At 41.9% G+C, this 25,404-nt stretch carries 22 protein-coding genes, 4 tRNA genes and 1 pseudogene; 17 read left to right on the top strand and 10 right to left on the bottom strand.

Features of this window, described 5'->3' with window-relative positions:
* Positions 1-10 precede the first annotated feature (10 nt).
* From cobA to nirB, 4 genes are all read right to left on the bottom strand, one after another.
* Positions 11-769 (bottom strand): uroporphyrinogen-III C-methyltransferase, encoded by a 759-nt coding sequence (cobA, locus tag R7041_RS07520; protein WP_017820188.1) that lies wholly within the window; start codon positions 767-769, stop codon positions 11-13.
* 206 nt (positions 770-975) lie between these two features.
* Positions 976-1,824 carry a formate/nitrite transporter family protein gene (locus R7041_RS07515; protein ID WP_005387971.1) on the bottom strand — a complete coding sequence of 283 codons (849 nt, stop codon included), beginning with the start codon at positions 1,822-1,824 and terminating at the stop codon, positions 976-978.
* Between the two features lie 177 nt (positions 1,825-2,001).
* The gene (gene nirD, locus R7041_RS07510) at positions 2,002-2,325 is read right to left on the bottom strand and encodes a nitrite reductase small subunit NirD (RefSeq protein WP_064369235.1); all 324 of its coding nucleotides are present in this window, start codon (positions 2,323-2,325) and stop codon (positions 2,002-2,004) included.
* Between the two features lie 13 nt (positions 2,326-2,338).
* Positions 2,339-4,903, bottom strand: a complete 2,565-nt coding sequence (gene nirB / locus R7041_RS07505) for a nitrite reductase large subunit NirB (RefSeq protein WP_206949019.1) — start codon at positions 4,901-4,903, stop codon at positions 2,339-2,341.
* A gap of 526 nt (positions 4,904-5,429) precedes the next feature.
* Here nirB and rnk point away from each other — a divergent pair.
* The 5 genes from rnk to R7041_RS07480 all read left to right on the top strand — a co-directional run bounded on the left by rnk (position 5,430) and on the right by R7041_RS07480 (position 10,803).
* On the top strand, positions 5,430-5,837 hold the full coding sequence (gene rnk / locus R7041_RS07500) for a nucleoside diphosphate kinase regulator (protein WP_005390213.1): 408 nt from the start codon (positions 5,430-5,432) through the stop codon (positions 5,835-5,837).
* 238 nt (positions 5,838-6,075) lie between these two features.
* Positions 6,076-7,035, top strand: coding sequence for a GGDEF domain-containing protein (locus R7041_RS07495; protein WP_206949091.1), 960 nt, complete (start codon positions 6,076-6,078; stop codon positions 7,033-7,035).
* Between the two features lie 227 nt (positions 7,036-7,262).
* Complete coding sequence (locus R7041_RS07490) at positions 7,263-8,249, top strand: ABC transporter substrate-binding protein (protein WP_206949020.1); 987 nt, start codon at positions 7,263-7,265, stop codon at positions 8,247-8,249.
* A gap of 298 nt (positions 8,250-8,547) precedes the next feature.
* The gene (locus R7041_RS07485; protein ID WP_242531590.1) at positions 8,548-9,588 is read left to right on the top strand and encodes a GGDEF domain-containing protein; all 1,041 of its coding nucleotides are present in this window, start codon (positions 8,548-8,550) and stop codon (positions 9,586-9,588) included.
* 222 nt (positions 9,589-9,810) lie between these two features.
* Positions 9,811-10,803: an LLM class flavin-dependent oxidoreductase gene (locus R7041_RS07480; protein WP_005376038.1), complete on the top strand. Its 993-nt coding sequence runs from the start codon at positions 9,811-9,813 to the stop codon at positions 10,801-10,803.
* A 5-nt stretch (positions 10,804-10,808) separates the two neighbouring features.
* Here the strand turns inward: R7041_RS07480 and R7041_RS07475 are convergent.
* Both R7041_RS07475 and R7041_RS07470 read right to left on the bottom strand, forming a co-directional pair.
* A tRNA-Cys gene (locus R7041_RS07475) sits at positions 10,809-10,882 on the bottom strand.
* Positions 10,883-10,918: 36 nt separating this feature from the next.
* A tRNA-Leu gene (locus R7041_RS07470) sits at positions 10,919-11,005 on the bottom strand.
* 221 nt (positions 11,006-11,226) lie between these two features.
* Here R7041_RS07470 and R7041_RS22710 point away from each other — a divergent pair.
* A pseudogene (locus R7041_RS22710) lies at positions 11,227-12,236 on the top strand (CHAD domain-containing protein).
* A 69-nt stretch (positions 12,237-12,305) separates the two neighbouring features.
* Positions 12,306-13,094, top strand: coding sequence for a lipase family protein (locus tag R7041_RS07455; protein WP_005375991.1), 789 nt, complete (start codon positions 12,306-12,308; stop codon positions 13,092-13,094).
* Between the two features lie 74 nt (positions 13,095-13,168).
* Here R7041_RS07455 and R7041_RS07450 read toward each other — a convergent pair whose 3' ends face one another.
* From R7041_RS07450 to R7041_RS07435, 4 genes are all read right to left on the bottom strand, one after another.
* A complete protein-coding gene (locus tag R7041_RS07450; RefSeq protein ID WP_054702892.1) occupies positions 13,169-13,423 on the bottom strand; it encodes a hypothetical protein in 255 nt (84 codons plus the stop codon).
* Positions 13,424-13,553: 130 nt separating this feature from the next.
* On the bottom strand, positions 13,554-15,077 hold the full coding sequence (gene amyS, locus R7041_RS07445) for an alpha-amylase (protein ID WP_085570234.1): 1,524 nt from the start codon (positions 15,075-15,077) through the stop codon (positions 13,554-13,556).
* A 295-nt stretch (positions 15,078-15,372) separates the two neighbouring features.
* Positions 15,373-15,446, bottom strand: a tRNA-Cys gene (locus R7041_RS07440).
* A 36-nt stretch (positions 15,447-15,482) separates the two neighbouring features.
* Positions 15,483-15,569, bottom strand: a tRNA-Leu gene (locus tag R7041_RS07435).
* A gap of 481 nt (positions 15,570-16,050) precedes the next feature.
* Between R7041_RS07435 and R7041_RS07430 the strand changes: the two genes are divergently transcribed.
* The 10 genes from R7041_RS07430 (at position 16,051) to R7041_RS07385 (ending at position 25,397) form a co-directional block, all read left to right on the top strand.
* Positions 16,051-16,557 (top strand): hypothetical protein, encoded by a 507-nt coding sequence (locus tag R7041_RS07430; protein ID WP_225492135.1) that lies wholly within the window; start codon positions 16,051-16,053, stop codon positions 16,555-16,557.
* Positions 16,558-16,634: 77 nt separating this feature from the next.
* Entirely contained in the window at positions 16,635-17,135 is a 501-nt protein-coding gene (locus R7041_RS07425; protein ID WP_169644000.1) for a hypothetical protein, read from the top strand.
* Between the two features lie 75 nt (positions 17,136-17,210).
* Entirely contained in the window at positions 17,211-17,918 is a 708-nt protein-coding gene (locus R7041_RS07420; RefSeq protein ID WP_169643998.1) for a molecular chaperone, read from the top strand.
* A gap of 2 nt (positions 17,919-17,920) precedes the next feature.
* Positions 17,921-18,616: a fimbria/pilus periplasmic chaperone gene (locus R7041_RS07415; RefSeq protein WP_169643996.1), complete on the top strand. Its 696-nt coding sequence runs from the start codon at positions 17,921-17,923 to the stop codon at positions 18,614-18,616.
* A 91-nt stretch (positions 18,617-18,707) separates the two neighbouring features.
* Positions 18,708-21,092: a fimbria/pilus outer membrane usher protein gene (locus tag R7041_RS07410; protein ID WP_169644015.1), complete on the top strand. Its 2,385-nt coding sequence runs from the start codon at positions 18,708-18,710 to the stop codon at positions 21,090-21,092.
* Positions 21,082-21,963, top strand: a complete 882-nt coding sequence (locus tag R7041_RS07405; RefSeq protein ID WP_169643994.1) for a hypothetical protein — start codon at positions 21,082-21,084, stop codon at positions 21,961-21,963. Before R7041_RS07410 ends, R7041_RS07405 begins: the two co-directional genes overlap by 11 nt.
* A gap of 107 nt (positions 21,964-22,070) precedes the next feature.
* Complete coding sequence (locus tag R7041_RS07400; RefSeq protein WP_169643992.1) at positions 22,071-22,772, top strand: response regulator transcription factor; 702 nt, start codon at positions 22,071-22,073, stop codon at positions 22,770-22,772.
* Between the two features lie 166 nt (positions 22,773-22,938).
* Positions 22,939-23,859, top strand: coding sequence for an IS5 family transposase (locus R7041_RS07395; RefSeq protein ID WP_213895869.1), 921 nt, complete (start codon positions 22,939-22,941; stop codon positions 23,857-23,859).
* Positions 23,860-24,348: 489 nt separating this feature from the next.
* Positions 24,349-24,912, top strand: a complete 564-nt coding sequence (locus R7041_RS07390) for a hypothetical protein (RefSeq protein ID WP_169643913.1) — start codon at positions 24,349-24,351, stop codon at positions 24,910-24,912.
* A 143-nt stretch (positions 24,913-25,055) separates the two neighbouring features.
* Complete coding sequence (locus tag R7041_RS07385; RefSeq protein ID WP_318114899.1) at positions 25,056-25,397, top strand: hypothetical protein; 342 nt, start codon at positions 25,056-25,058, stop codon at positions 25,395-25,397.
* Positions 25,398-25,404 lie beyond the last annotated feature (7 nt).

The following is a 25,404-nucleotide window of genomic DNA, read 5'->3' as shown; positions in this document are numbered from 1 at the left end:
CTGGGCAGTATTACTTTGCGAACCAATCCAATTTGTTGTGCAGCTGAGTAACGCTACCAACCACAATCAATGCTGGGCTCACAGCTTGCTCTGCCATGCTCGATAACTCGTTCAACTTTCCTTGGAACACGCGCTGCTCCGGGCGCGTACCGTTTTCAATAATGGCGCATGACATCTCAGGATCTAAGCCATGTGTGATCAGCTTATCCATAATGTGGCCGCTTTGCTTCAAACCCATGTAGAACACAAGCGTGTTGTTGGATTGCGCCAGTGAATGCCACTCAATCTCACGACCATCTTTTTGTACGTGACCAGTGATGAATTGAACGCTTTGCGCATGGTCGCGGTGTGTTAATGGAATACCAGCATAAGCCGTTGCACCCGCTGCTGCTGTGATACCCGGAACCACTTCGTATTTGATACCAAATTCCGCTAGTTCTTCTAACTCTTCACCGCCACGGCCAAAGATAAATGAGTCACCGCCCTTCAGACGCACAACACGCTTACCTTCTTGTGCTTTCTGCACCAAGATTTGGTTGATTTGATCTTGAGGCACACAGTGAAAGTCTAATTTTTTACCTACGTAGATCATCTCTGCTGATGCATGAGCCAATTCTAGAATGTCTTTCGACACCAAACGGTCGTATACAACAACTTCAGCCGCTTGAATGGCTTTTAAGCCTTTTACTGTGAGCAAATCAGGATCACCTGGACCTGCACCAACAAGAGAAACAAAGCCGCTGTTTAAAGATGAGTGAGCAGTAGTCATATCAACGCCTATCGAAAAATTTAGATATAAAGAGTAACACTCGCGTTATGCACTTAGGGCTAAAACCACTCTAAGGAGTTATTACTTTTTATAGCTAAATCAATAAAATATGTCGCGAAAGTGAAAGTTAAAAATTGAAATCTAGTTAGAGAATAGTCCCGCCCATCCAGAAGCGGGACCATATTAAGCGAATTACCCGTTAATGGTTATTTAGCCATTGCAGGTTGCGCTTTTACTTCTTCTTCAGCATTGATAGAAGGCGCAGTTTTAGCGTGAGTTAGGTACAGTGGAATACAAGTCATTACTAGACCACCAACAATGTTACCTAGGATGGTTGGGATAAGGTTGAAGTTCAACCAAGTCGCGATACCAAAATCCGCACCTAGAATCATACCTAGTGGGAATAGGAACATGTTTACTACTGTGTGCTCGAATACTAGCGCAAAGAAGATGAAGATTGGGAACCACATCATTGCTACGCGACCAGATACTGAACGTGCTGTCATGTTGCCGATAACGCCTAGACATACCATTAGGTTACAGAAGATGCCGCGTACGAAACACGTGATCCATCCGTCCATACCCATGTTTTCAAAACCAAGGCTACGCGCGGTAGAAACAGCCACAAATTTCTTCGCTACTGCGTTCAGTTCTAGAGAGAAGTTACCTGTTAGAGAGATAGCCACTAGGTAAGCAACGATCAGAGAACCGATAAGGTTACCCAAGCCTACAAGACCCCAACAACGGAAGATACGACCCCAAGTGATGCCCGGACGGTTCGCAAACTTAGCCAGAGGCGCTAGACCAAAAACACCGGTTACTAGGTCATACCCCATCACACTTAGAATTACGAAACCAACGGGGAAAACAAGTGCTCCTACAAGACCGATACCCGTTTGTACAATCGCGGTAATAGCAACCACCACCGCAAGCGAAAGAATAACGCCAGCCATCGTACCGCGAAGCAGAAGGTCTCGCGTGCTTGTATTGGTTTTCGCTTCACCAACATTGATCATGGTTTGCACGAATTCTGCAGGCTTAAAATCAGTAGACATGAATGTGTCCTTATCCAAAAGTGAAAGTTAAAAATTAAAGATTGAATAGAGAAAGGCTTGCCGCTGAGTAACACCTAGCTTCCCTGTCCCCGCAGATGAACCACGGAAAGCCTTTACCTATTAAATCTAGATTTCGGTTCATTCCCTCCCCCTTAGAGGAGGGAATGGAAACCTAGCTTATGCAGAAACTTCTACTTCGCCGTTGGTTACGCGCGTTTTGTACGCTTTCACGCTAAAACGCTCGTCTTCCATGCACGCACCTGTTGTCAGGTTAAAGCGCTGCTTCTTAAGTGGGCTTGCCACCCAAAGCTCGCCTTGGTGCTCACAAATCAAACCGCGAGAAAGCACGTTTGATTGGAAGAACGGGTCAGTGTTGCTGATCGCCAGCACTTCTTCTGCTTGTGTTGGGCGGAATACCGCAACTTGCTGACCATCAACCAGTGCACAAACACCCGTGCCCGGTACGATGTCGCTGATTTGGCAAATCTTTTCAAATGACATAATCAACCTTCCCTTATGCTTCAGTGATCGCTACGTGTAGGATGTCGCCTTTCGCTTCAGGGTGTTTTTCCGTGAAGGTTGCTGGGCGGTGCTGTTCGCGCTCTTGTACAAACACAACGTTGTCATCGCGCTTGTCAGAGTTGATGAAGTGCGCGAAACGAGTCAGTTGTGATTCGTCGTTGATGGTCGCAGTCCACTCACACTCGTACTCGTCTACAAGCTTCGCTACGTCTGCTTCTAGTTGAGCGTTGATGCCAAGCTTGTCGTTAACAATCACTTCGCGTAGGTAGTCAACGCCACCTTCCATGTTTTCCATCCAAACTGATGTGCGTTGTAGTGGCGCAGCAGTACGAATGTAGAACATCATGAAGCGGTCGATGTACTTGATTAGCGTTTCTTTATCTAGATCGCTTGCTAGTAGGTCTGCGTGACGAGGTTTCATACCGCCGTTACCACATACGTACATGTTCCAACCTGCGTCAGTCGCGATAATGCCAAGGTCTTTACCTTGTGCTTCCGCACACTCACGAGTACAGCCAGAAACACCGAACTTCATCTTATGAGGTGTACGAATGCCTTTGTAACGGTTCTCGATGTAAGAACCTAGACCAACAGAGTCTTGAACACCGTAACGACACCAAGTAGAGCCCACACATGTCTTCGCCATACGAAGTGCTTTTGCGTACGCTTGACCTGTTTCGAAGCCAGCATCGATAAGCTTGCGCCAGATCTCTGGAAGATCGTCTTTTTGAGCACCGAACAGACCAATACGTTGAGCACCGGTTACTTTGGTGTATAGGTTGTATTCTGCAGCAACGTTCGCTAGCGCACCCAATGCTTGAGGTGTTACTTCACCACCCGCCATACGTGGGATAACAGAGTAAGTACCGTCTTTTTGGATGTTACCTAGGAAGTTATCGTTCGTGTCGTGCAACTTAACCAGTTGTGGCTTAAGGATGTGCTCACCCCAGCAAGAAGCCAAGATAGAACCTGCCAGTGGCTTACAAACTTCACAGCCGTAACCTTTACCGTATTTCTCTAGAAGCTCATCAAACGTTTTGATCTCTTCGATACGGATTAGGTGGAACAACTCTTGGCGCGAGTATGCAAAGTGCTCACACACGTCGTTCTTCACTTCGATACCAGATTTAGCAAGCTCTGCGTTTAGGACAGAAGTGACCAGAGGAATACAACCACCACAGCCAGTACCTGCGCCAGTCACTGCTTTGATGTCGCCCAATGTGTGGTGACCATCAGCAACCGCTTGTGCGATCTTGCCTTTTGTCACGTCGAAACATGAACAAATCACTGCGCTTTCTGGTAGAGCGTCTGCACCTAGTGCTGGTTTCTCAGCGCCTGCGTGTGCAGGAAGGATCAACGCATCTGGGTGTTCTGGTAGGTCGATTTCGTTCAACATAAGTTGAAGCAGGTCGCCGTAGTCAGACGTATCGCCAACCATAACCGCGCCAAGCAGTTTCTTGTTGTCTTCAGAAACGATAAGACGTTTGTAAACTTCTTGCTCTTCGTTTTGGTAAACGTAACTCTTACAGCCTTCAGTACGACCGTTCGCGTCACCAATTGAACCTACTTTCACGCCCAACAGTTTCAGCTTCGCAGACATGTCAGCGCCTTCGAATTTGCTTTCTGTGTTACCTAATAGGTGATCAACAGCAACTGTCGCCATCTTGTAGCCAGGAGCAACAAGGCCGTAGAACATTCCGTTCCAAGACGCACACTCACCAATCGCGTAGATGTTCTCATCAGAAGTTTGACAATGGTCGTTGATAGCAACACCGCCACGAGGTGCCACTTCTAGCTCCATTTGGCGTGCTAGTTTGTCTTGTGGACGAATACCTGCAGAGAATACGATGAAGTCTGTTTCTAACTCTGAACCGTCAGCAAAACGCATAACGTTGCGTGCGTTTGTGCCTTCTGCCGCAATCTCAAGCGTGTTTTTGCTGGTGTGAACGTTCACACCCATACGCTCGATCTTTTGACGAAGTTGGTTACCACCAGCAAGGTCAAGTTGCTCAGCCATTAGCTTTGGTGCGAACTCAACAACATGCGTTTCTACACCCAGAGCTTTCAATGCGCCCGCAGCTTCAAGACCTAGCAGACCACCACCGACAACAACGCCTGATTTGCTCTTCTTCGCACACGCTTCGATCGCTTTAAGATCTTCGATAGTACGGTAAACAAAACAGTCTTTGCTTTCGTGACCTTTGATAGGTGGAACAAATGGGAATGAGCCAGTAGCAAGAATCAGCTTGTCGTATTGAACTTCGCGACCAGTGCTTGAGTAAACAATGCGGTTTTCACGGTTGATGTTAATCGCGCGTTCGCCGATCAGCATGTTAATACCGTGTTTCTCGTAGAAGCCTTCTTTTACTAAAGAAAGTTCATCTGCAGTATGGTGAGAAAAGTAAGAGGAAAGGTGCACACGGTCGTATGCGACACGAGGTTCTTCACAGAAAACCGTAATGTCTATATTAGACATATCAGCTTTCTCGACTAAGTCTTCAATATAACGGTGCCCTACCATACCGTTACCGATGACTACTAGCTTCAACTTGCTCATTATAATTCCTAAGGGTTAGGTTCTTATCACTGAGCTCATTGTTAATTGTGAAAGAAAATTAATACATGATGTAAATCAATTACAATTTCAAACTACCCTAAAGGGGTAGATGAACGTATTTATCTGACTATTGCGAAATAAAAAGTAATTTATTAACGGATATTGGTAGTTTTAACAAACTGAGATAACCGAAGCCATGCTAGCAACGGACTATACCGTTTTGCTTTATGAAGTAAGACTGACCATCGAAACCGAGCACACCTACGATAAATCCTGTTTTGCTTCTAAACGACGCACTCACTTGACTTCACCGTTTCAAGGTGATCAGAGAACAATATCTGAAGTGATTGAAAGATTTAGAAAAATCAAGCTTCACAACAAAAATTTTTTACTAGCTAAGTCGCACTATAAAGACTAAAATCGGGTTTAGTTCATATGGAATAGCGTCCATATGATTGATACCGTAATTGACATATAGAGTGCCGTCCCATTTTTGTGAGGCGGCCTTTTATTTGGGAGTCATAAAATGTCAGAAAACAATTCTATCTACATCTCAAGCTTAGATATGAACCGAATCACGGCTTTGTTGGATAAAATGCCAAACATCGCAGCGGAGCTTGTGGAATTAGAAGCAGAGCTCGACCGAGCAACAGTTCTTGAGCCAGAACAAATGCCAGATAACGTGGTCACGATGAACTCGACTGTAGAGTTTAAATTTTCAGGTGAAGATAGAACCATGACAAAGACACTGGTTTACCCTTCTGAACTGAAAAGCAGTGATGATATCTCTATTTTTGCACCCGTAGGCAGCGCACTGATCGGTTTGTCTGTCGGCCAAAAACTTGACTGGCCAATGCCAAATAATCAAGTGAAGACAATTGAAATTGTCGATATCACATACCAACCTGAGCGTTGTGGTGCACTAAACCGCTAACCCTCAGTAGTCCCGGTGCAAAGGCCTCCATTTAAGACTTTGCACCAGGAGAGCCCCTCGCTTACCCCCTATTTCCTTCTTTGTTTTCCAAGCATTTACTTTACTGCTCTTAAGTAACATCACCGATTCTTTATTATTTACCGCATATTCAATATTTATATCTCCAAGCTCAATCATAGAAATTGCAAAGTATTTTTCGTATATTGTCGCTCCGAAAACGACGTAAATTATGCGCAAAATGGAAGAATATCTAACTCGAATTGCCTGCTTAGAAAAAGAAAATGAAGAGCTGAAGCGGAAGAATGCGCGACTACAAGAAAAGTTGAATGCTGCACTCGACAGTAATGGACTGTGTTTGTGGGAGCAGCATATTCCTTCAGGTACTTTGACGATATTCAATATGCAGTGGGGAAAAATGCTAGGTTATCAGCCCCATGAGTTAACCGCGACGGTTGAAACGTGGAAAAACAATCTCCACCCTGAAGATTATGATCTTGCGGTGGGTGCATTTGAAGATCACCTAGCAGGCAAGACCGACCTTTATGAGGTAGTGCATCGCATGATTCATAAAGACGGCAGTGATAACTGGGTCTACGATCGAGGGCGCATCGTCGAGTATGGTTCTGATGGCGAACCACTACGGATGATGGGTACTCATATCGATATTACAAAAGAAAAGCGTTATGAGCAGCAACTGGCCAAGTTGGCTTCGAGTGATCCATTGACTGGATTGTTAAATAGAAAAGCAATTGAGGAAAACTTTAATCATCAACCTCAAACCGAACCGTCTCAGCAGTCTGCTTTAGTGTTTGTTGATATAGATAATTTTAAAGCAGTTAACGACCTGCTAGGCCATCATACTGGCGACACCCTCCTCATCAATATCGCCAATAGCTTAACAGAGCTTGCGTCAAGCAAGTCTCAAGTTGGACGCATAGGAGGCGATGAATTTGTTATCTTAAACTGGCATTCAAGTCGAGAGGAAATATCCCAACTTTGCAATCAACTCTTAGATTCAATCATTCCAGCGATAAATCAAGACTTACATAAAGTAACGATAGGAATGAGTATCGGTGTTTGTCTCTTTAACAAAGGAAAGCAACCGTTTAATGAAGTGTATCAAAAAGCCGATCACGCAATGTATGAGATAAAGAAAAATGGCAAAAATGGAGTACAATTTTTCAACTTAAAAAGTTGATATCTCTCGATAAATCATCATGTTATGAAATCAGTCATTTGCTACAACTTGAACTAACTAAAGATAAATTCTTTATATCTAAGCCAGTTACCGAAATTACCCCTAGGTACTCATAAATTTGGCACGATACAAATAAATCCCCTCCTCTCCTAGCATCAACCCAATAAGCAACTACACTCATTTAACTGATAGATTAATTACTACTATTATGAAGGGAGTTGTTTTTGATGGATACAAAACAGATTTCTACAGCTATCATAATTTTAGTTCTTTCTGCATTAGTAGTTGCTTATTTAAAGTTAACAACGGTATCAAATGCTATCCACAAACCTACAACAATCGGTATATCTAAGACGCCTCTGTCAGCCCCTTTTATCATTGCAGAGCACATAGGTGCGTTTGAAGAAAACGATTTAAACGTCGAACTTATCATGTGCTTTGGAGGGGTCGAATGTTCAAACCTACTTCTAGAAAACCATGTTAATTACGCCACTTTTTCTGAAAGCGTACTGATGTTTAAAAGCTTTGAATACAAAGATTTAGCATTAATCACTTCTTTTGCATCTTCTACGAATGATATTAAGCTGCTAACTAAAAAGCGGTCTGGCATAGAAAGTATAGATAAATTACCAGGAAAAAAGGTTGGTGTAATAAAAAAGAGCGCTAGCGAATATTACTTAGACTTGTTGCTACAGGTAAATGACATTGATTTAGAAAAAGTAGAAAAAATATCATCAACAACGCAGGTTATTATAAATCATTTAATGCAAGGAAACGTCGATGCAATATCTACTTGGGAGCCATACGGATTTATGGCCAAGAATAGAATAAATGAAGAAGTAAAGAACATAGGAATTATTGGCGTGTATAAACTTTACTTTTTGCTTGTATCAAAAGAAATACACATTGAAAAATCAGATCAAGAAGTAATGAAAATAATAAAGTCACTTCATCACTCAATTAACTGGATGGATAAAAACCCTCATTTAACAATGAAAATACTATCACAAAAACTTAACACAACAGTTGAAGAAATATCTTGGAGTTGGGATGATTATAACTTTCGATTAAATTTAACGAATTCTTTATTATTTACATTACAATCAGAAGCTAATTGGGCATTAAAACAAAGCTATGTAGAAGGACAGATTCCAAATTACAGAAAAATATTTAAAGAAAGCTATATCAATTCATATTTTGATGGTCTAGATTAAAATGCATCGTTCGTTAAACCACTATTTAGCATCACTATTCAGTCTAAGCGTAATACTATGTATCAGCGTTATAGTATACATAAGCTTCATAAAAATAGAAGATTATAAAGCCAAGAAACAATTAAACCAAATAATGGACATACAAATATCATTAGAGTCATTAAGTAGTTATCTTTGGGCTTACACTCAAAATAGGGGAAAAAACAATTTCACACAATTCATGATTTCTCATAACAAATTAAACGAATTATTATCTCAAAATGAAGATGTTTTATACCTTACTAAAGACCTAAAAAAAATGAATCTCGAACTGTATTTTTTAGTTCAATATGAAAATAATCATTTACTAGAAAAAGATCGCCATAATGATTCAGTTGTAAATGATAATAAATCAAATCCTGCCATACAATCCAGAATAAATATTGTATCCCAGGATATGAATAATGAAATAATATATATTTATAAAAAAACACTTAATAATAAGTCTACAAAACTACAAAATTTAAATTATTACACTCAAGCAGGTATTATTTTTATCTCTCTGGTTGTTATGCTATTGTGTTTTTATATAAAAATAAAGTTCAAGAGAAGCTTTCAAAGGTTTATAAATGGAATAAAACAATTAAGCAGGTCAAATTTTGACTATAAAATCCCTTCAGAAAATCAATTCACGGAATTTGAAAATCTGTCTTGTTACTTCAATAAAATGGCGGCATTGTTAAACCACACAACAATATCAAAATCAAAACTTAAAGAAGAAGTAGAGAATCAAACTTCAGTTCTAAATCGTCAAAAAGAAAGTTTGGTATTTTTGTCTGAGCACGACTCCTTAACTAATATCTACAATCGTCGAGCAATAGAAAAACATTTGATCCAGCTTACGCGTAATTTCAGAGGCAGTGAGAATAGTTTTAGTTTGTTTTTTATAGATTTAAATTTATTTAAGGATATTAACGATAGCCATGGCCATGAGGCAGGTGATGCAGTGTTAAAATCTGTAGCTAGTAGATTATCAAGTATTATCGACGAATCAGACATGGTAGGCCGCTTTGGTGGAGATGAATTTATTATTATTCATCGTTCACACACAACAGGTACGTCTCTGTCTGCATGTGCACTACGTTATATCCAAGAAATAGAAAAAGTAATTCATTTTAAAGGTAAAGAGTTATGCGTCGGAGCTAGCATTGGTATTGCACTCTATCCTGAGCATGGGTCGAATGTACATGAATTATTAACAGCGGCAGACAAGTCTATGTATCAGTCAAAACGTTCTAAAGCTAGCTCGTTCACTATTGTCGACAACAGCAGTTCGCTGTTAAAGAGGCCTATGTTTTAATCTAAAGTAGCTGTGGAAACGTTCTACATGCGAATATTCAACGACATCGACCACTGTGGCCACTTACAGTAATAAAGCCGCTTTTATCACATAGCAAAAGCTAAACGCTCTCCAGGCATTGAAGAAAAATAATCCATTGTGAATGGTTAATCCTCCCCTTTTAAACGTCAACTTTCACCACCATATGATAGTTAAGATTCATTAACAGGCTATAACTATCCTATGTCTTTTCCTCGTTTATCTGTTCTGGATTTGGCACCCGTGTCCGACGGAACAAACTTCACCGAAACGTTCGAACGCTCCGTTGAATTAGCTCAATCAATCGAGTCCTGGGGCTATCATCGGTTTTGGATGGCTGAACACCATAACATGCCCGATATCGCCAGTGCCGCAACCAGTGTATTACTCAGTCATATTGGAGCGCACACGAACTCGATCCGTTTAGGTTCAGGTGGAATCATGTTACCTAACCATGCACCACTAGTAATTGCAGAGCAATTCGGAACGTTAGAGGCATTATACCCTGGTCGCATTGACCTCGGGTTAGGACGCGCACCAGGCACCGACTACCAAACAATGCATGCATTAAGGCGGGAACCAGAGCATATGGATCCTGACTTTGAAGAGCTGTTGGAGGAACTTAATTTCTTTCTTGGTCCCGTATCTCGAAATCAACCAGTCGCGGCTTATCCAGGTAACAACACATCTCTGCCGATTTGGCTTCTGGGGTCGAGTACATACAGTGCACGTTTAGCAGCTAAGAGAGGCTTACCTTTCGCATTCGCTGCACACTTTGCTCCAGATGCAATGTCTCGTGCTCTAAACTTTTATCGAGATGAGTTTGTCCCATCCGAGCATTTAGCTCAACCCTATGTGATGATTTGTGCCAACGTTATCGTAGCGGATACTCAGTCACATGCAGATTTTCTCGCGACAACAGAGAAGCAAAAATTCTTAAAAATGATTCGCGGCAATCGCGAAAAACTTCGCGCACCAGTGAAAAGTATGGCACCACTATGGTCAGCACAGGAAAAGCTTCACGTTGAAACTCAATTACGTGAATCTATCCATGGTGATCAAACATATGTAAGACAGAAAATTGAGAAACTTTTGGAACGCACTGGGGCGGATGAAATTATGGTAAACACGATGGTGTTTGAACAATCTGAGAAGTTGAGATCCTACAGGTTACTATCGGAACTCATGGACAAGTAAAAGAATGGAGGCGCCTCCCGGAGTCGAACCGAGGTCCACGGATTTGCAATCCGCTGCATAGCCACTCTGCCAAGGCGCCTTTCTGATTTTGTATCTCTGTCACCAAAGATTTTGATGGTGCCCCGGGCCGGACTTGAACCGGCACAGCGCGAACGCCGAGGGATTTTAAATCCCTTGTGTCTACCAATTCCACCACCAGGGCAACGCAATCATGCGATGGGTTAGACACCATCTGTCTCAGCGGCCTTTGCCGTGAGAACGAGGCGTACTTTAACGGATTAATTTATCTGGTCAACAAAAAATTAGTCTTTTTTATTCAAATGGTTAAAAAGCCAACTCAAACGAACAAAGGGCGATCATTTTGCTTATTTGATCATCAATACGCTTTGCTTTCGTGCCTTTTAACCTTCTCATTTTATATCAATGAAGAGCCAACAAATCGCGCAAGTTAACAGTATGGGTATAAACTTAACGTGTATTTCAGAGAACAAAATAGCGCTCATCATGTTTCGAAAACCATCATTTCACTTACCCTTACATGCCGACTCCGAACTCGACTTCGTAGTGCCCCACTTCTTCCTTACTGAATTTGATTATGCACGCTCTCTGGAGCAGGGAGTCATCGACGACTTGGATCCTGAATATACACACCAATATCGCGTCACACTGAGGCGCATACGCTCACTATGCTCACTACTTCGCGAACTGATCCCTCCTTTTGAACAGCGTATTTTGAAACCTCATTTAAGAATAATGATGAAGAAAACAAATAAGCTGCGTGATTTGGACGTATTTATCTTGGACAAAAACCAATACATTGAAATGCTCCCAAATCACAAATCGTCTCTTGAGCAACTTTTTTGCTTTATAGAATCTGAACGTGCTTACGAACAAGCAAAAGTTACGCGTTGGCTAGCTACACAAGAATACACAACGCACTGCACTTTGATCAGGAATAGTATGTTGCGAAGTACGCAACACGAACCAGTGGATAGCAACGTACCTGCGTTACTTTTCGCAAGCCAAAAAATCTCCGTTCAATTTAAAAAGTTGATAAAGCACGACGCAAAATCTCGGACAAAAGTCGTGACAGCGTGATTCATTCGATGCGGATAAAGTGCAAAGCGCTTCGTTATTTGTTAGAAGGATTTTCCACGCTCTATCCTTCCCAACAGCACAAAAACAACGTGAAACAACTCAAACTATTGCAAGACAAGCTCGGTGACTTTAACGACACTTCAAGTCAAATTGAATTTTTCGCACAACTCAAAGAAACAGCAAATCTCAATAAACAAGATCGTAAGGCTTTGAAAAAGCTAATTAACGTGCTTAGCGAACATCATGAACTCTCTCGCCAAACCATCTTGACGCATTTAAGCCAGTTTGAGTCTTTCATTCGCGATTCCAATACACAAAATCTCTACCGACCCTAAATCAAGGTTCACGTATTCTTAATATTCATTAATTACAGTCAATCGTTGGGCTCCACTAAGAAAGATAACGTGAAACCATTAAAACGATACCAATACGAGCGCTATGCGGTGCTTTGTAATCTCGCCTACCCTCGCGTCTTCAGACAAACTCAATATGGATTCGATCCTAATGGGCAACGAGTCATTAGAAATGAACACGGTAAGATTATGATTCGCGTGCTCTGGAGTAAAAAACAGAGTGAAGTGGTCGTAGTGATTAAAGGCTCACACAGTATCAGTGATTGGTTGTTGAACTTCGCGATGTGGACGAGAAGTTGTCGAAGGTTGGGACTAAACTATCGCATTCACGCGGGTTTCTATCATCTGTTGTTCCAAGAAAGTTTACCGAGCCGGAATGAAGATCGGTTAGGGTTGACCGTGATCGAACGCCTCGAAGGTATCGTTGTACCACTTATTCTCAGGGGAAAAAGAATCACTATTACTGGCCACTCTTCAGGTGGCGCGATTGGCAGTGTTTTTGCTGACTATATTGAGAAAAAATACCCCAAAAGCATTAAACGCGTGGTCACTTTCGGACAGCCCGCTGTCGGAGATTGGACGTTTAAGAAACGCTACCGTTTGGGGCACAAAACATACAGGATTTGTTGCGACATCGACATCGTGACCTTTATGCCGCCCGTACCTTTTTTGTATTGGCATGTAGGCAAAATGCTATGGTTATATAACGGGAGAATATACGAGAACACCCCAACGCTCATACGGCTTGGGCGCTCCTTATTTAGTTGGTTAATGCGACCGTTCTCTTATCACTTTATGAGTAAATACATTCGCGACAAAGACTTTTTTGATGAACGCTGAGTTAAACATCCGAAAGGTATGACGTACAGACACCAAAAAGCCGGACTTCGCCGGCTTTACGATTAAGTGGTGATCTACAGAGAGGCGATTTCTTTTTCAAGTTGATATTTGTTATCTGTGACAATTCGCTCTAACACTTCAACACGTCGCTTCAAGTCACCAATTTGCTTGTTAAGGTTATCTTGTTCTTCTCGGCTCATCATATTACGTTCAGATATCTCCAACGCTCTTACTTCTTTACGATGGTTCAAGATTAACTTTATTATCCCTCCCCCAAATATGGCACCGAACACAATAGCCACAACCAATACATCAGCAATAGATTCCATTCTTCATCTTCCTCTAGATTATGCTCAAATATAAGTTACTCATTTGTAGAGTGAATATCAAATAACACATTGATTCATTGAAGAGTTTTATCAAGAATTGCCTACTCTGTATCAAAATCACAGGAATGGATTATTCAACGCCAACCCAAACCGAGACAGATCCGCCGTTTACTGGGAACTCAGCCCAACCATTCGCATCAGTCCAAACTTCTTCAGTTCGGATACCCAACTTGTCTACGTAGCGAGCACTTGGTTTACCCGTATACATCCACTTCGAGCCGCCAGGTCCATCACTCATGATCACGGCCATTGAATGTGGATGCTCTGCATCACCTTCTCGAGTCCAACCAATTACGTCCCAGTGGTCGAGATAAGAATGTTGTTTGCCATACGCATAATCTTTACGCAGTGTTACTAGCTCTTCAATGTAAGGCACTTTGACCATATTGATGTCATGCCCTTTATCACTGTACTGGGCGCCGTAGTAATCTGCATAAAACACGGATGGATAACCTTCTTCACGCAATAAGATAAACGCGTAAGCGAGCGGCTTGAACCACCAATCAACGGTTGATTCCAACGCCTGCAAAGGCTGAGTGTCATGGTTTTCTACTAAGGTAACCGCTTTGACTGGATTGTCCTTCATCAGCGTACCATCCATGATTTGACGCATATCGTAGCTACCACCCGATTTAGACGCATTATAAAAGTTCATATGTAACGGTGCATCAAACAAAGACATGCTGCCAGAGGTTTTGGTGATAAAGTTATGCAGCTGATTCACATCGTAGTTCCAGTACTCTCCGACCGTGAATAGTTCTTTCCCTGTTTTCCAACGTAGGTGATCAATCCATTCTTGCAGGTATTGATATTTGATGTGCTTCACCGCGTCCATTCTAAACCCATCAACACCAGTCATGTTGATATACCACTCACCCCAGTCTTTAAGTTCTTTCTTAACTTCAGGGTGATCCATGTCTAGATCAGCGTACATAAGGTAATCGTAGTTGCCTTTTTCCGAGCTCACTTCCCAATCCCATGCCTTACCCTCACCTTTGAATTTGAAGATAGCTTTTTCTTCGCCAGCATCGTCCCAGTCCACGCCATCAAAGTGGTACCACGTCCAATGAAAGTTTGAGTACTTATCGTTGCGCCCAGGGAAATCAAACTCTACCCACGCTTCAATCCATTTATCACCAAGTTCAATATTTCGGTTGTTCCAATCGACTCGCTTGGTGTCGACCCAGGATTTACCATCCGCACCGCCGCGATGGTTGAACACCACATCGCCATAAATCTGGATATTGTTTTTATGGGCAGTATTGATGGCGCTTAGGTACTGATCTTTGGTGCCATACTTGGTGCGCACCGAACCTTTTTGATCAAACTCTCCCAAATCATACATATCATAAACGCCATAACCGACGTCGTTGCTACCACCAGCACCTTTATAGGCGGGCGGTAACCATAACGCAGTAAAGCCGTTGTCAGATAGTGCCGAAGCGTTGTTTTCAACTTGTGTCCAGAGTGCACCGTCATTTGGCACATACCAATGGAAATACTGCATCATGGTGCCATTTTGTGCCGCCATTACAGGCGAACTGAGCAGCAAAGTTAAGGGTAAAAGTGTAGGTTTAAGGTTGAATGTTTTCATTATTTTTCTCTCACGTTAAGGACTAGAATCCTCCTTTCTGCATATACGCACCAAGCGATACTAACTATGACGCTAGCTAGGTTGCTGCCTGTAATACAAAAAGTTCGGATTACAATCGAAGAGAAACTATCACCAATCACACTATACAATTATTGAGTTGTCTAACATTTATAAAATCAATGATTAGCACGTTAAAAATATTGAATGGTGATCAAAACATGGGAGACTTTAGGAAAGCGCAAAGGCAGACTAAAAACGAAAAAAGCCAGTTATTTAAGACTGGCTTTCGAAATAGTGGAGGCGCCTCCCGGAGTCGAACCGAGGTCCACGGATTTGCAATCCGCTGCATAGCCACTCTGCCAAGGCGCCTTTCTGATTTTGTATCTCTGTCACCAAAGATTTTGATGGTGCCCCGGGCCGGACTTGAACCGGCACAGCGCGAACGCCGAGGGATTTTAAATCCCTTGTGTCTACCAATTCCACCACCAGGGCAACGCAATCATGCGATGGGTTAGACACCATCTGTCTCAGCGGCCTTTGCCGTGAGAACGAGGCGTACTTTAACGGATTAATTTATCTGGTCAACAAAAAATATTCTATTTATCAACTGACTGGAGATAAATCCACCTATTTGTATAAATTAATACCAGAAATGTCGATTCCTATCCCCTTTTTGTACTAGCAATTCGTTGCCTGAAAACATATCGTAAACGCATACTTCTGCTAGTTTATAAATCAGACATTTACAATAAGTAAAATATTCTTTATTCGCTAACTTTTAACCTCAATAAATACAACTCATTTTATATCAACCTATTGCAAACAAATGGGCTCATTTCTTTTAACTAAACTCATACTATTTCTCCTACTCTCCATTAATAATCAACTTTTTTTACTACTATGCCAAAGTCTGTGCTTTCTATAGTTTGAATTGTTAAACAACGAATGCAATTGAACAGATAGGGGCGAGTAAATGACTAAAATATTTTTTACTCTTCGTAGATTCGTGATAACGCTAACGGTTATGAGCCTATCGATCCCTTTCTATGTCCGTGCGAACACCTTGACCATGGGGTTAGCAGGTCAAATTAAAGATCGTTGTGAGATTACTTTTTTATCAGGCAATGTGATGACCTTTTCTGAGCAGAAGACGCAATCATTGCCCTTCTCACTATATTGCAATCGCCCTTTGGGGATCACCATCAATTCTCAATATGGTGGCCTTAAATATGAACATCAGGGCGTTGAATTAATTGAAAATTACGAATTATCGTTGCAAGTCGATGAGCTTCGATTAAATGAAAGTCGACTTAGTAGACAATTGCTTTCGCCCGCAATGATAGACAGCTCTGGTGTTATTCCTTTTACTCAACGAGGAGTACTTAGGGTAACGCTCGAAAATAACTTGCTTTATGCGGGTTATTATCATGACGTTATTGAAATTGAAGTATACCCTTCAATTCATAGCGTAACAAAGTAGGAACTCTGCAAATAACTGCAGAGCAATATACGCTCAGCCGTAATTGAGCCAACAATCAAAAGTGAAAGGAATTTCTTATGAAAAAGCTAACACTCTGTGCAGCTGCTGTAACCGCTATTTTTGGTGCTAACGCTTACGCCGCTCCAGGTGACGTTCAGTTAGTTGGTTATGTATCACCTGTTTGTGAAGTGACTGGCCTTGCCACACAGTTAATTGACTTTGGTAACGTCTCAACAATTCAAAGCGTTAGTGTAGGTGGTCTGGAATTGAAATGTAATGATGCAGATGGTGCGACCGTTACCATGACCAGTGCGGAAGGTGGTTTGGAGTCGGATGATAATGAAGACTTTGCTCTAAAATATGACGCAACATTTAACCCTGCTGGCGGTTTAGCATCCTTTACATTGAACGCACCGGGTGGCCCTGGTCTAAACGATGTTTCAGCTTCTCAATCTTATGGTGGTTCAGGCAATTTGGCTACTGGTGTAGGTGCATCAATTGACATTGTTACTACCGAGACATCTCCTTGGGCTGGTGGCTACTCTGACACATTAACTGTGAATATCACCTCAAACTAAACGTACAGAATGAGGGGGCGTATTTCGCCTCCTCCTTTATTGTCATGTAAGATTTTTTTGATGGAGCTCACTGCTATGATTCGTTGGTTCACATTTTTCTTTTTGTCGTTTACGTGTATGTTCGCACATGCTTTTAAAGTAGAACCGATGTCTGCCGAGATGGCACCATTAGGGAAACGTGCTCAAATGACGATGCGGGTGGAGAATACCTCTACTGTGCCATTGACGGTAGAACTACAACCCTATTTCATGACCATGGATGAATATGGTAACGAGACCATTGTGCCTGCGGATGAAGAATTATTGGTCATACCCGTCACTGCCATTATAGAACCAGGCCGGGCACAATCAGTTATGATTCGTTACTTAGGCGATCCATCCATCACTGAATCTAAAGCGTATCGGGTTGCGGTTAAACAAGTTAAAGTGGAACGAGCCAGCAGCAATCAAGGCCAAGTGAGTTTACTTCTTCGATTCAACACGCTCATCAATGTTCGTCCGCAAAACACCTCGCCCCAGTTTTCCGTCACAAGTATAAAACAAAACGACAAAGACAATTGGGTTCTAGATGTGCTGAATAGCGGCAACAGTTACGGACGATTAACCAACACGACGTGGAAAGTATCCGATGGCACTCAATCTACTTATTTAAAAGGAAATGAAATTTCACAACGTATCTCAGGGACGTTAGTATTGCCCCACTCCAAACGTTCTTTTGAAATGTTGCCACTCGAGAACTTCAACATTCGTACACTATCAATTGATATTGAACAGGAGGAGTAACGATGCAATGGCGTTTATTAGCCGGAGTGATAGTGTGCTTTATATATACTCAAGCGTTTGGAATTACACTCTCCCCCACGGTCATTGAGCTAAATACGGATCATCAACTAACTTCGCAGTTGGTAGTTTCCAACAACTCAACCAAAACGCTCGCACTTGAAGCCAACGTTCGACGTTTGACATTTGCGCCTAATGGTACGTTTGAAACGTCTACGTCTAGCTCACCAAATGAAGACATTTTGGTGTTTCCGCCCGCAGCAATGCTCGCGCCCGGAAAGCGTCAAACATTTAGAATACAATGGCTAAGTAAAGTGCCTCTCGAAATGTCGCAAAGTTACTTTATCCGCTTTAGCACCGCCGATATAAATCGAAGCAGTACTCAAGTTGAAAAGGTGAATGGTTTGTCTACTGGGATTAATCTACAGATCCACTACAATGCACTGTTACACGTTCACTCGTCTTCTCTTCAACCGGACATAAAGTTACATATTGGTGAACATGGTAGTTTAACGCTCACTAACACCGGGAATCGATTTACCTTCACTTCATTACTCAGGTTCGACAACCTTCCTGATGATATTAATCAGACCGTGCATAAGGCGCTGGGTGAGCAGTTTGTTCCGCCTCATTCTACTATTACTGTACATTCTTCTTCGATTCAATTACCCGTTGGCATATATCATGGTTATGAAAACTGACATTTTTAAGATCATGCGCACGTTGGTTACGCCCACTTTCATGTGCTGCTTGGTTCTATTCATAATAAATTCTGCTGCCCACAGCCAAGAAATGGTGCTTAATCCAACTGGCCGAGATATTAAACTCACCTCTTTACTAAGGGTCAGTGATACTATATTAGGTGAAGCAGACATCACCATTACGGCAGACAACCAAATTTTATTACCCAAAGAGGACACCCTGTCTCTCCTAACGTCAGTTGTGACACAAGAGGTAATAAATGCGCTTAAAGAATCCAGTGGTGATGACATATTGTCTCAACAGCACTTCGCACAAACAGGGGTAAGTTTAACCTTTGATTTTGCTTCATTAGAATGTGTCTTGACAATCCCACCACAGTCCAGCCTGACACAGAATTTATCTATGAGCGAAGCGGGAAATTTATATAATTATGCGAAGCCAAGCCTTTTGAGTGGCTATGTGAATGTGTCGCTTTCCGCCAATGAAAGTCAATTTGTCGACGAAGACTCTGCTCGAGAAAGCCTATATCGCAGTCGATTCGACTCAGCATTCAATCTAAGCATGCTTAATTTTGAATATGAATCCTTTATAGAAAATGGTTCTCTAACCGGTTCAAGCTACATTAGAGAAGGCACACGCCTTAATATCGATTACCCCCAACAAGGTACTCGAGTAGTAATAGGCGATATGTACAACAGTGGTCAAGCTTTTCAAGATGGAACAGACATTTTGGGAGTTGGCGTGACGCGTGACTTCACTCTTATACCCACCAAAAATGTACGCCCTCGTGCAAGTCAATCATTCACACTCCAGCGCACGTCTAATGTCGATGTGTATATCGATGGCATCCCTGTACAAAGATTAACCCTTGGTGCGGGCAGTTATAATCTCAGTGATATTCCACTAGCACAAGGAAACAATGATATTGAGCTCGTTATTACTGATCGTTCAGGAAATGAAGAACGCATTGAATTTTCGATTGCGACCGGTAATGATTTATTAAACAGTGGCGAATTCGAATACAGTATCATGTATGGCGTTCCATCAGAAATCCAAAATAAACAATTAGAATACCTCACGGATGAACGTATTTTTCACGGTTATCTCGATGTTGGTGTCTCACCTTGGTTAACCTTAGGAGTTAATTCTCAAGTGCGTGAAAACCTATACCAATATGGTGCTAGCGCACTTTTCGCTTCTAAACTAGGCATTACTGAATTAAACGCTTCACACAGTGATCATCCGATTTATGGTCGCGGTGACGCTTATAAAGTAGCATTCGATGCCGAATTTTCTAAATCAAACTCACTAGAGCCACAGTTAAGCCTCAGTTATGAATATTTAAGCAATAGCTTCAGTGGAATATCGGCATATGAAGCATCAAGCAGTGATATTAATTTAACGACTCATTATGCTAGTGCTTTTGGATCCATCTATCTTTCACGTTCATTACGCGCGGCTGTTACTCTAAATTATCGAGCTGGCGTTGATAAAAAAAACGACTATTGGATTGTAAGCCCCAGCCTATCTGCAAGATTATTCGATACACCCGCCACGTGGAGCGCTCGTGTTAATTATAAGAATAACGAGAGGGGGAGCGATGACATTAGCACGACTCTCACCTTAAGTTGGCCACTCAGCAAACAAACACGTGTCGTTGGTCGTTATTCAACAGAACTCAATGAAAGTGCCTTAGATTATAGTTATCAAAATAATATTGGAAGCACTGGCGGCGTTTCTGCATTTGCCAGTGCCATTAATAACAAAGAGACTGACGCGGATGTTAATCTTGGGGTTAACTATACGGCAAACCGCTATGAATTAAGCGCGAGTCACACCTCTCGCCTTGAGAGCATCAGTGATAATACGAGAAATCATAGCACCGATCTTAAGCTTAGTAGTGCGGTGGCATTTGCAGGGTCATCAGTGACAATAGGAAGACCCGTTAGAGAAGCGTTTGCCATCATTAATAAACATGAAAGCCTTGCAGAGAACGACATTGCCATCGACCCTACCCGAGACGGTAAGCAAGCACGCGTCTATCTCTATGAAGACTCTTCTGCGTTGGTTCCTGACCTTGTGGCCTATAGCAGCCAAGTGATCGGATACGACGTGGAAAACTTACCACCCGGTTACGATCTCGGAGAAGGCGCTTTTTGGGTTAAACCTGGCTATAAAAAAGGATTCCAACTGCAAATTGGTTCTGATGCGGTATTAACCGTCATTGGTAAACTGTTCGATCGTCAAAGTAACAGCCCTATTTCACTTGTTGCGGGCTTTGCGCAGTACCTTGGTAAAACACAGCAACAACCAATTGAATTCTTTACAAACCGTAGTGGTGTTTTTGCGATTTCTGGATTAAAACCGGGGCAATACAAACTCGTTCTTGACACTAAAGAACAAGAGTCAGTAGTTATTAATCTTAGTGAACGAAGTGACACCTTGATCAGATTAGGAGAGTTATATGTCGATTAAACAACTAAAGCGGAGCGCGTTGTTCTTGCTACCATTGGCTAATATACCTTCTGTTTGGGCTTGTGAAGCTAACTCTCTGTCTATCCAACCAGTATCAACACAAGCAAAATACGATGTCTTCAATAACAGCAGTTTTGCAACAACCAATACCTATCGTGTGAGTGCAAATATTATTGGTGAGGGCTGCAAACTGAACTTAGTTTTACAGCTTGACGATACAAGTAAATCATTGAAAAGTAGCCGTCAAGATTCGCTCTTTTTCGAGTGGAGTGGGCAATCAGGTAACACAATAGCTAATCAATGGCGCTTTACTTTGACCGAGAACCAACCTGCTGCAACCGTACAAATGCGCTTTCCCGCTAAACAATGGTTAACGTCAGGGATCTATCGAGGCGTATTAGAAGTTGCTACGTCATATGCACAAATAGACGGCAAAATAGAAATAAGTCCTACTTTGCTTCCTGTCACTGTGGATGTACCACCAGCAGCGAAAATTCATTTTTACGGATTATCACAACCACATTATGACCTTGACTTAGGAACGTTACACTCAAACAAAGTAATCAATTCATCGCCTAACCTATGGGTTCAAAGTAACTCTGCCTATGCGGTTGTTTTGGAGTCATCAAATCATGGTGCATTACGCCACGAATCACATGAACCCAAGTGGGATATTCCCTATCAAATTATCTTCGACAACGACTACGTCAATCTTACACAATTTAGTGTACGTATCCCACGTCACGCTGCTACGACTGGTCAACCTATTCCTCTGATCTTTGTTATTGGTAACGCAGAAGAAAAACCTGGAGGTCAATACGAAGACACATTGCAGATATCAATCGAACCTAATTTATCCCAACAGCCATAAAGCGATACATATATCAAAATATGAATACCACATTGGCAAACTTCCGCGTTGTTACCTAGAATTGACTAATCTATAAGTGAGCACAATAAAAAACGGAAATTATAACTATGAGTTATGTAGAACAAGAACATAATTGTAATCGGGCTATAAAGCATATACTTTTGATAGGCGATGACGGGATTAGCAACCAATTTATAATACAAGAAATAAACAAAAGTGGCTATTTTTCTTTTGAAAGAAAATGCTTACAAGAAATTAATAAATCTACTAAGACCATCAGCTCTGATCTCGTTCTTATTAGTTATCTAACCTTAGAAAAGGTTATCGATATCCAAGTAACGTTATCACAGGTATTATCCAATAAATGGATAATTTATGATTTTCCTAAAGAAATTGGAGAAATGATAGTAGCAGAAACACAATTAATGTATCTCATAGATTTGAAAGGGATTATCTACCAGGATGCACCTATAGAGCACTTTACGCGTTGTTTAAAAAGCGTAATTGATGGTGATCTGTGGCTGCCAAGAAAAGTAATGACAGAGATGATAACCGACATTCGTCCTTATGCACTACAGCTGCAAGCGAAACAGACTCATTTAACCAAGAGAGAGATTCAAATATTTAAACTTGTCATCAAAGGCGCATCCAATCGTGAGATATCTGAAGATTTATTTATCGCTGAATGTACCGTTAAAACACATGTTTACAACATATATAAAAAATTAAAAGTAAATAACCGTAAGGAAGCCATTCAAAAGGCAAGCTTTATTTATGATAAAATTTTATTTACCCAGTATCATCACTAACCTTTTCATTGCTTGCAAACTAAATTCACGGTGAAAACATCTAATTCATCTATCAGTTCTTTGATAGTAACTATTCACCCGCGAGCTGGCTTTGTTGCTTAAATCGATGGAACTAAATCAAGAAGCTACGATCTGATCGGCTACACCCATTAATCATCGTAGCCTCATGCCTAAACCTCGTTACAAAACAACTAACTGGACGCAGTACAACAAAGCCTTAATAAACCGTGGTTCTCTGACCTTTTGGATTGATGAGGAAGCGATAGCCGAGTGGAAGCAAAACAAACAAGGCAAGCGCGGCAGACCTCGCCAATTCAGCGACTTAGCCATTACTACTGCACTGATGGTGAAACGCATATTCTCTATGCCGTTGAGAGCACTGCAAGGATTTCTAGACTCGGTATTTAAGCTGGCTAACATCCCGCTAGTTTGTCCCCACTACACCTGTATAAGCCGTCGAGCTAAGGAAGTTGAGGTTTCATTTAAAACTAAAACCAGAGGTGCGATACAACACCTAGCCATTGATGCCACTGGCCTCAAGGTTTATGGCGAAGGCGAATGGAAGGTCAAGAAGCATGGTACTGACGGGAAGCGTAGGGTTTGGCGTAAGCTGCATATCGCAGTAGATACTAGCACCCACGAAATAGTCGCAGCAGAGCTGAGCTTATCTAACGTAACCGATGCCGAAGTACTTCCCAACTTGCTTAAGCAGACACGTCGTAAAATCATTGAGATATCAGGCGATGGTGCTTATGACACAAGGAATTGCCATGATGCCATACGGCTCAAGCGAGCTGTTCCGCTCATTCCGCCACGAGAAGGGGCAGCCTTCTGGGAACGAGGACCTCCTCGCAACTTAGCAGTGGGTTGCCAGAAGCTCTACGGCTCTAACAAGAAATGGAAAAAGCGGTATGGTTATCATAAGCGCTCGCTCTCAGAGACAGCAATGTATCGGGTAAAACAGTTGTTAGGTGGGAAATTAAGCCTGAGGGACTACAACGCTCAAGTTGGTGAGACTTACGCTATGATCAAAGCGCTGAACAAGCTTACAGGGCTAGGTATGCCTGAAACTCAGTATGTTGTTTAAGAACTGAACAACATGGGGCTACCATGTCTTCTCATCGAATTAAGCAACAAAGCCTCGTGTTACTTTTCTGCTACTGACAAGCGCAAGTATCACCACGATGACAGCACCAGCGATAGCCACGTGAATTATTGAGATTTGTTCCATTTACCCAGCCTATTGATTGCTTGTTATTTTGATATAAATACAACATAGCGCATATTCAACAACAGATTTCTAGGCCAGATCACAGACCTCGAACTCACCAAGTGGCCACCAACCCTTTAACATATTATTTTTAAAGGCTTCGTGGCCACTTTACTGTATTTACGTCCCCGCCACCTGACATAAACGCTACGTAAATAACATTACAAATCAACCAGATAGCCCCAAGACCCACTCTATGGGAATCCGTGAGATTCTATTTCCTGTCCTATTTTGGGCTCTGACTACATAATCCTTCCTGACTGAGCAGTTCGCTCACATATTGAAACATTTGATAAGGACTAAACCATGGAAAACAGAATCCCAGCTTCCATCCAAAAAGATATTAAGATTCTGACTAACCTACTGGTTGGTAACGAAAACTCTCTGGTTAACGAGCAAGATGAAACTGTAGAACTGGTCGCATACGGAGACTCTGAATTTGGCGGCCTGATCATGGCCTTTAACAACTCTGAGTCGCTGATCTGTACTAACGGAGAGTATGACCACGAACGTTTCTTAAGACTGACCGATCACTTCAGAACAGAATCTGAACATCTAGTAGGTAATACCCACATACTGACAACTAAAGTAACCTTCGAGGGTGTAGAACCTGCGGAATTTGAAGCCGTGTACGACTTTGACAATAACAAAGGACTGCCTCTGCAGATGTACCAAGCTTATGAGTACCTTCGCTCCAACCTTTCGCTTCCGTTGGACATTATGCTGGAAATATTTGGTGCGATTACCAGTGCAATCACATTCCACCAAGAGGAGTTATTTCATACCGGACTAGCCGGAACGATGGGCGACCACTTTGATGTCGAAAGAGCTATTGCCCACGATGTAAGACTTCAACACCAAAGCGACTAACACTTAAGTCTGTTTATTCAGACCGCACGAAAAATAAACACATATTAATTAAGCAACTAGCCGTGAAATATCGGTGACGGCCTCTTGCACCCTGAAATCACCGCTTAAGTTATTAAGCGGCCAATACAACACGGAGATTTATTATGAACAATTCAGTACAAGCTATTATTCCGAAGCCACTGACAGCCTATGTTGAGGCATATTTAGGTCTTATCACCGACCCGTTCTACTCGAATGAAGACCTGGGCATTAACCCAAATAAAAACCGAATATCTATCGGGGCAGAAAATATTGGTCCAGGTGCCTTTAGTATTTGTCACAATTCAGATGTTTTCACGAATGATCAGGAAGAAAACGCTCGTCGCATAAATCATTTCATCGACAGTGAGTTTCTCATCTATTTCGAAGTTCCAGAGGCTTTGTTGCGTAATTCAGACGAGAAACCAAACCTCCTAAAGTTGACCGACTTTTATACAATATACTGAGTTTCAG

The organism is Vibrio sp. 1751 (assembly GCF_033339895.1).
Taxonomy (GTDB): Bacteria; Pseudomonadota; Gammaproteobacteria; order Enterobacterales; family Vibrionaceae; genus Vibrio; species Vibrio alginolyticus.
This window is presented reverse-complemented; position numbering and strand designations above follow the sequence as displayed.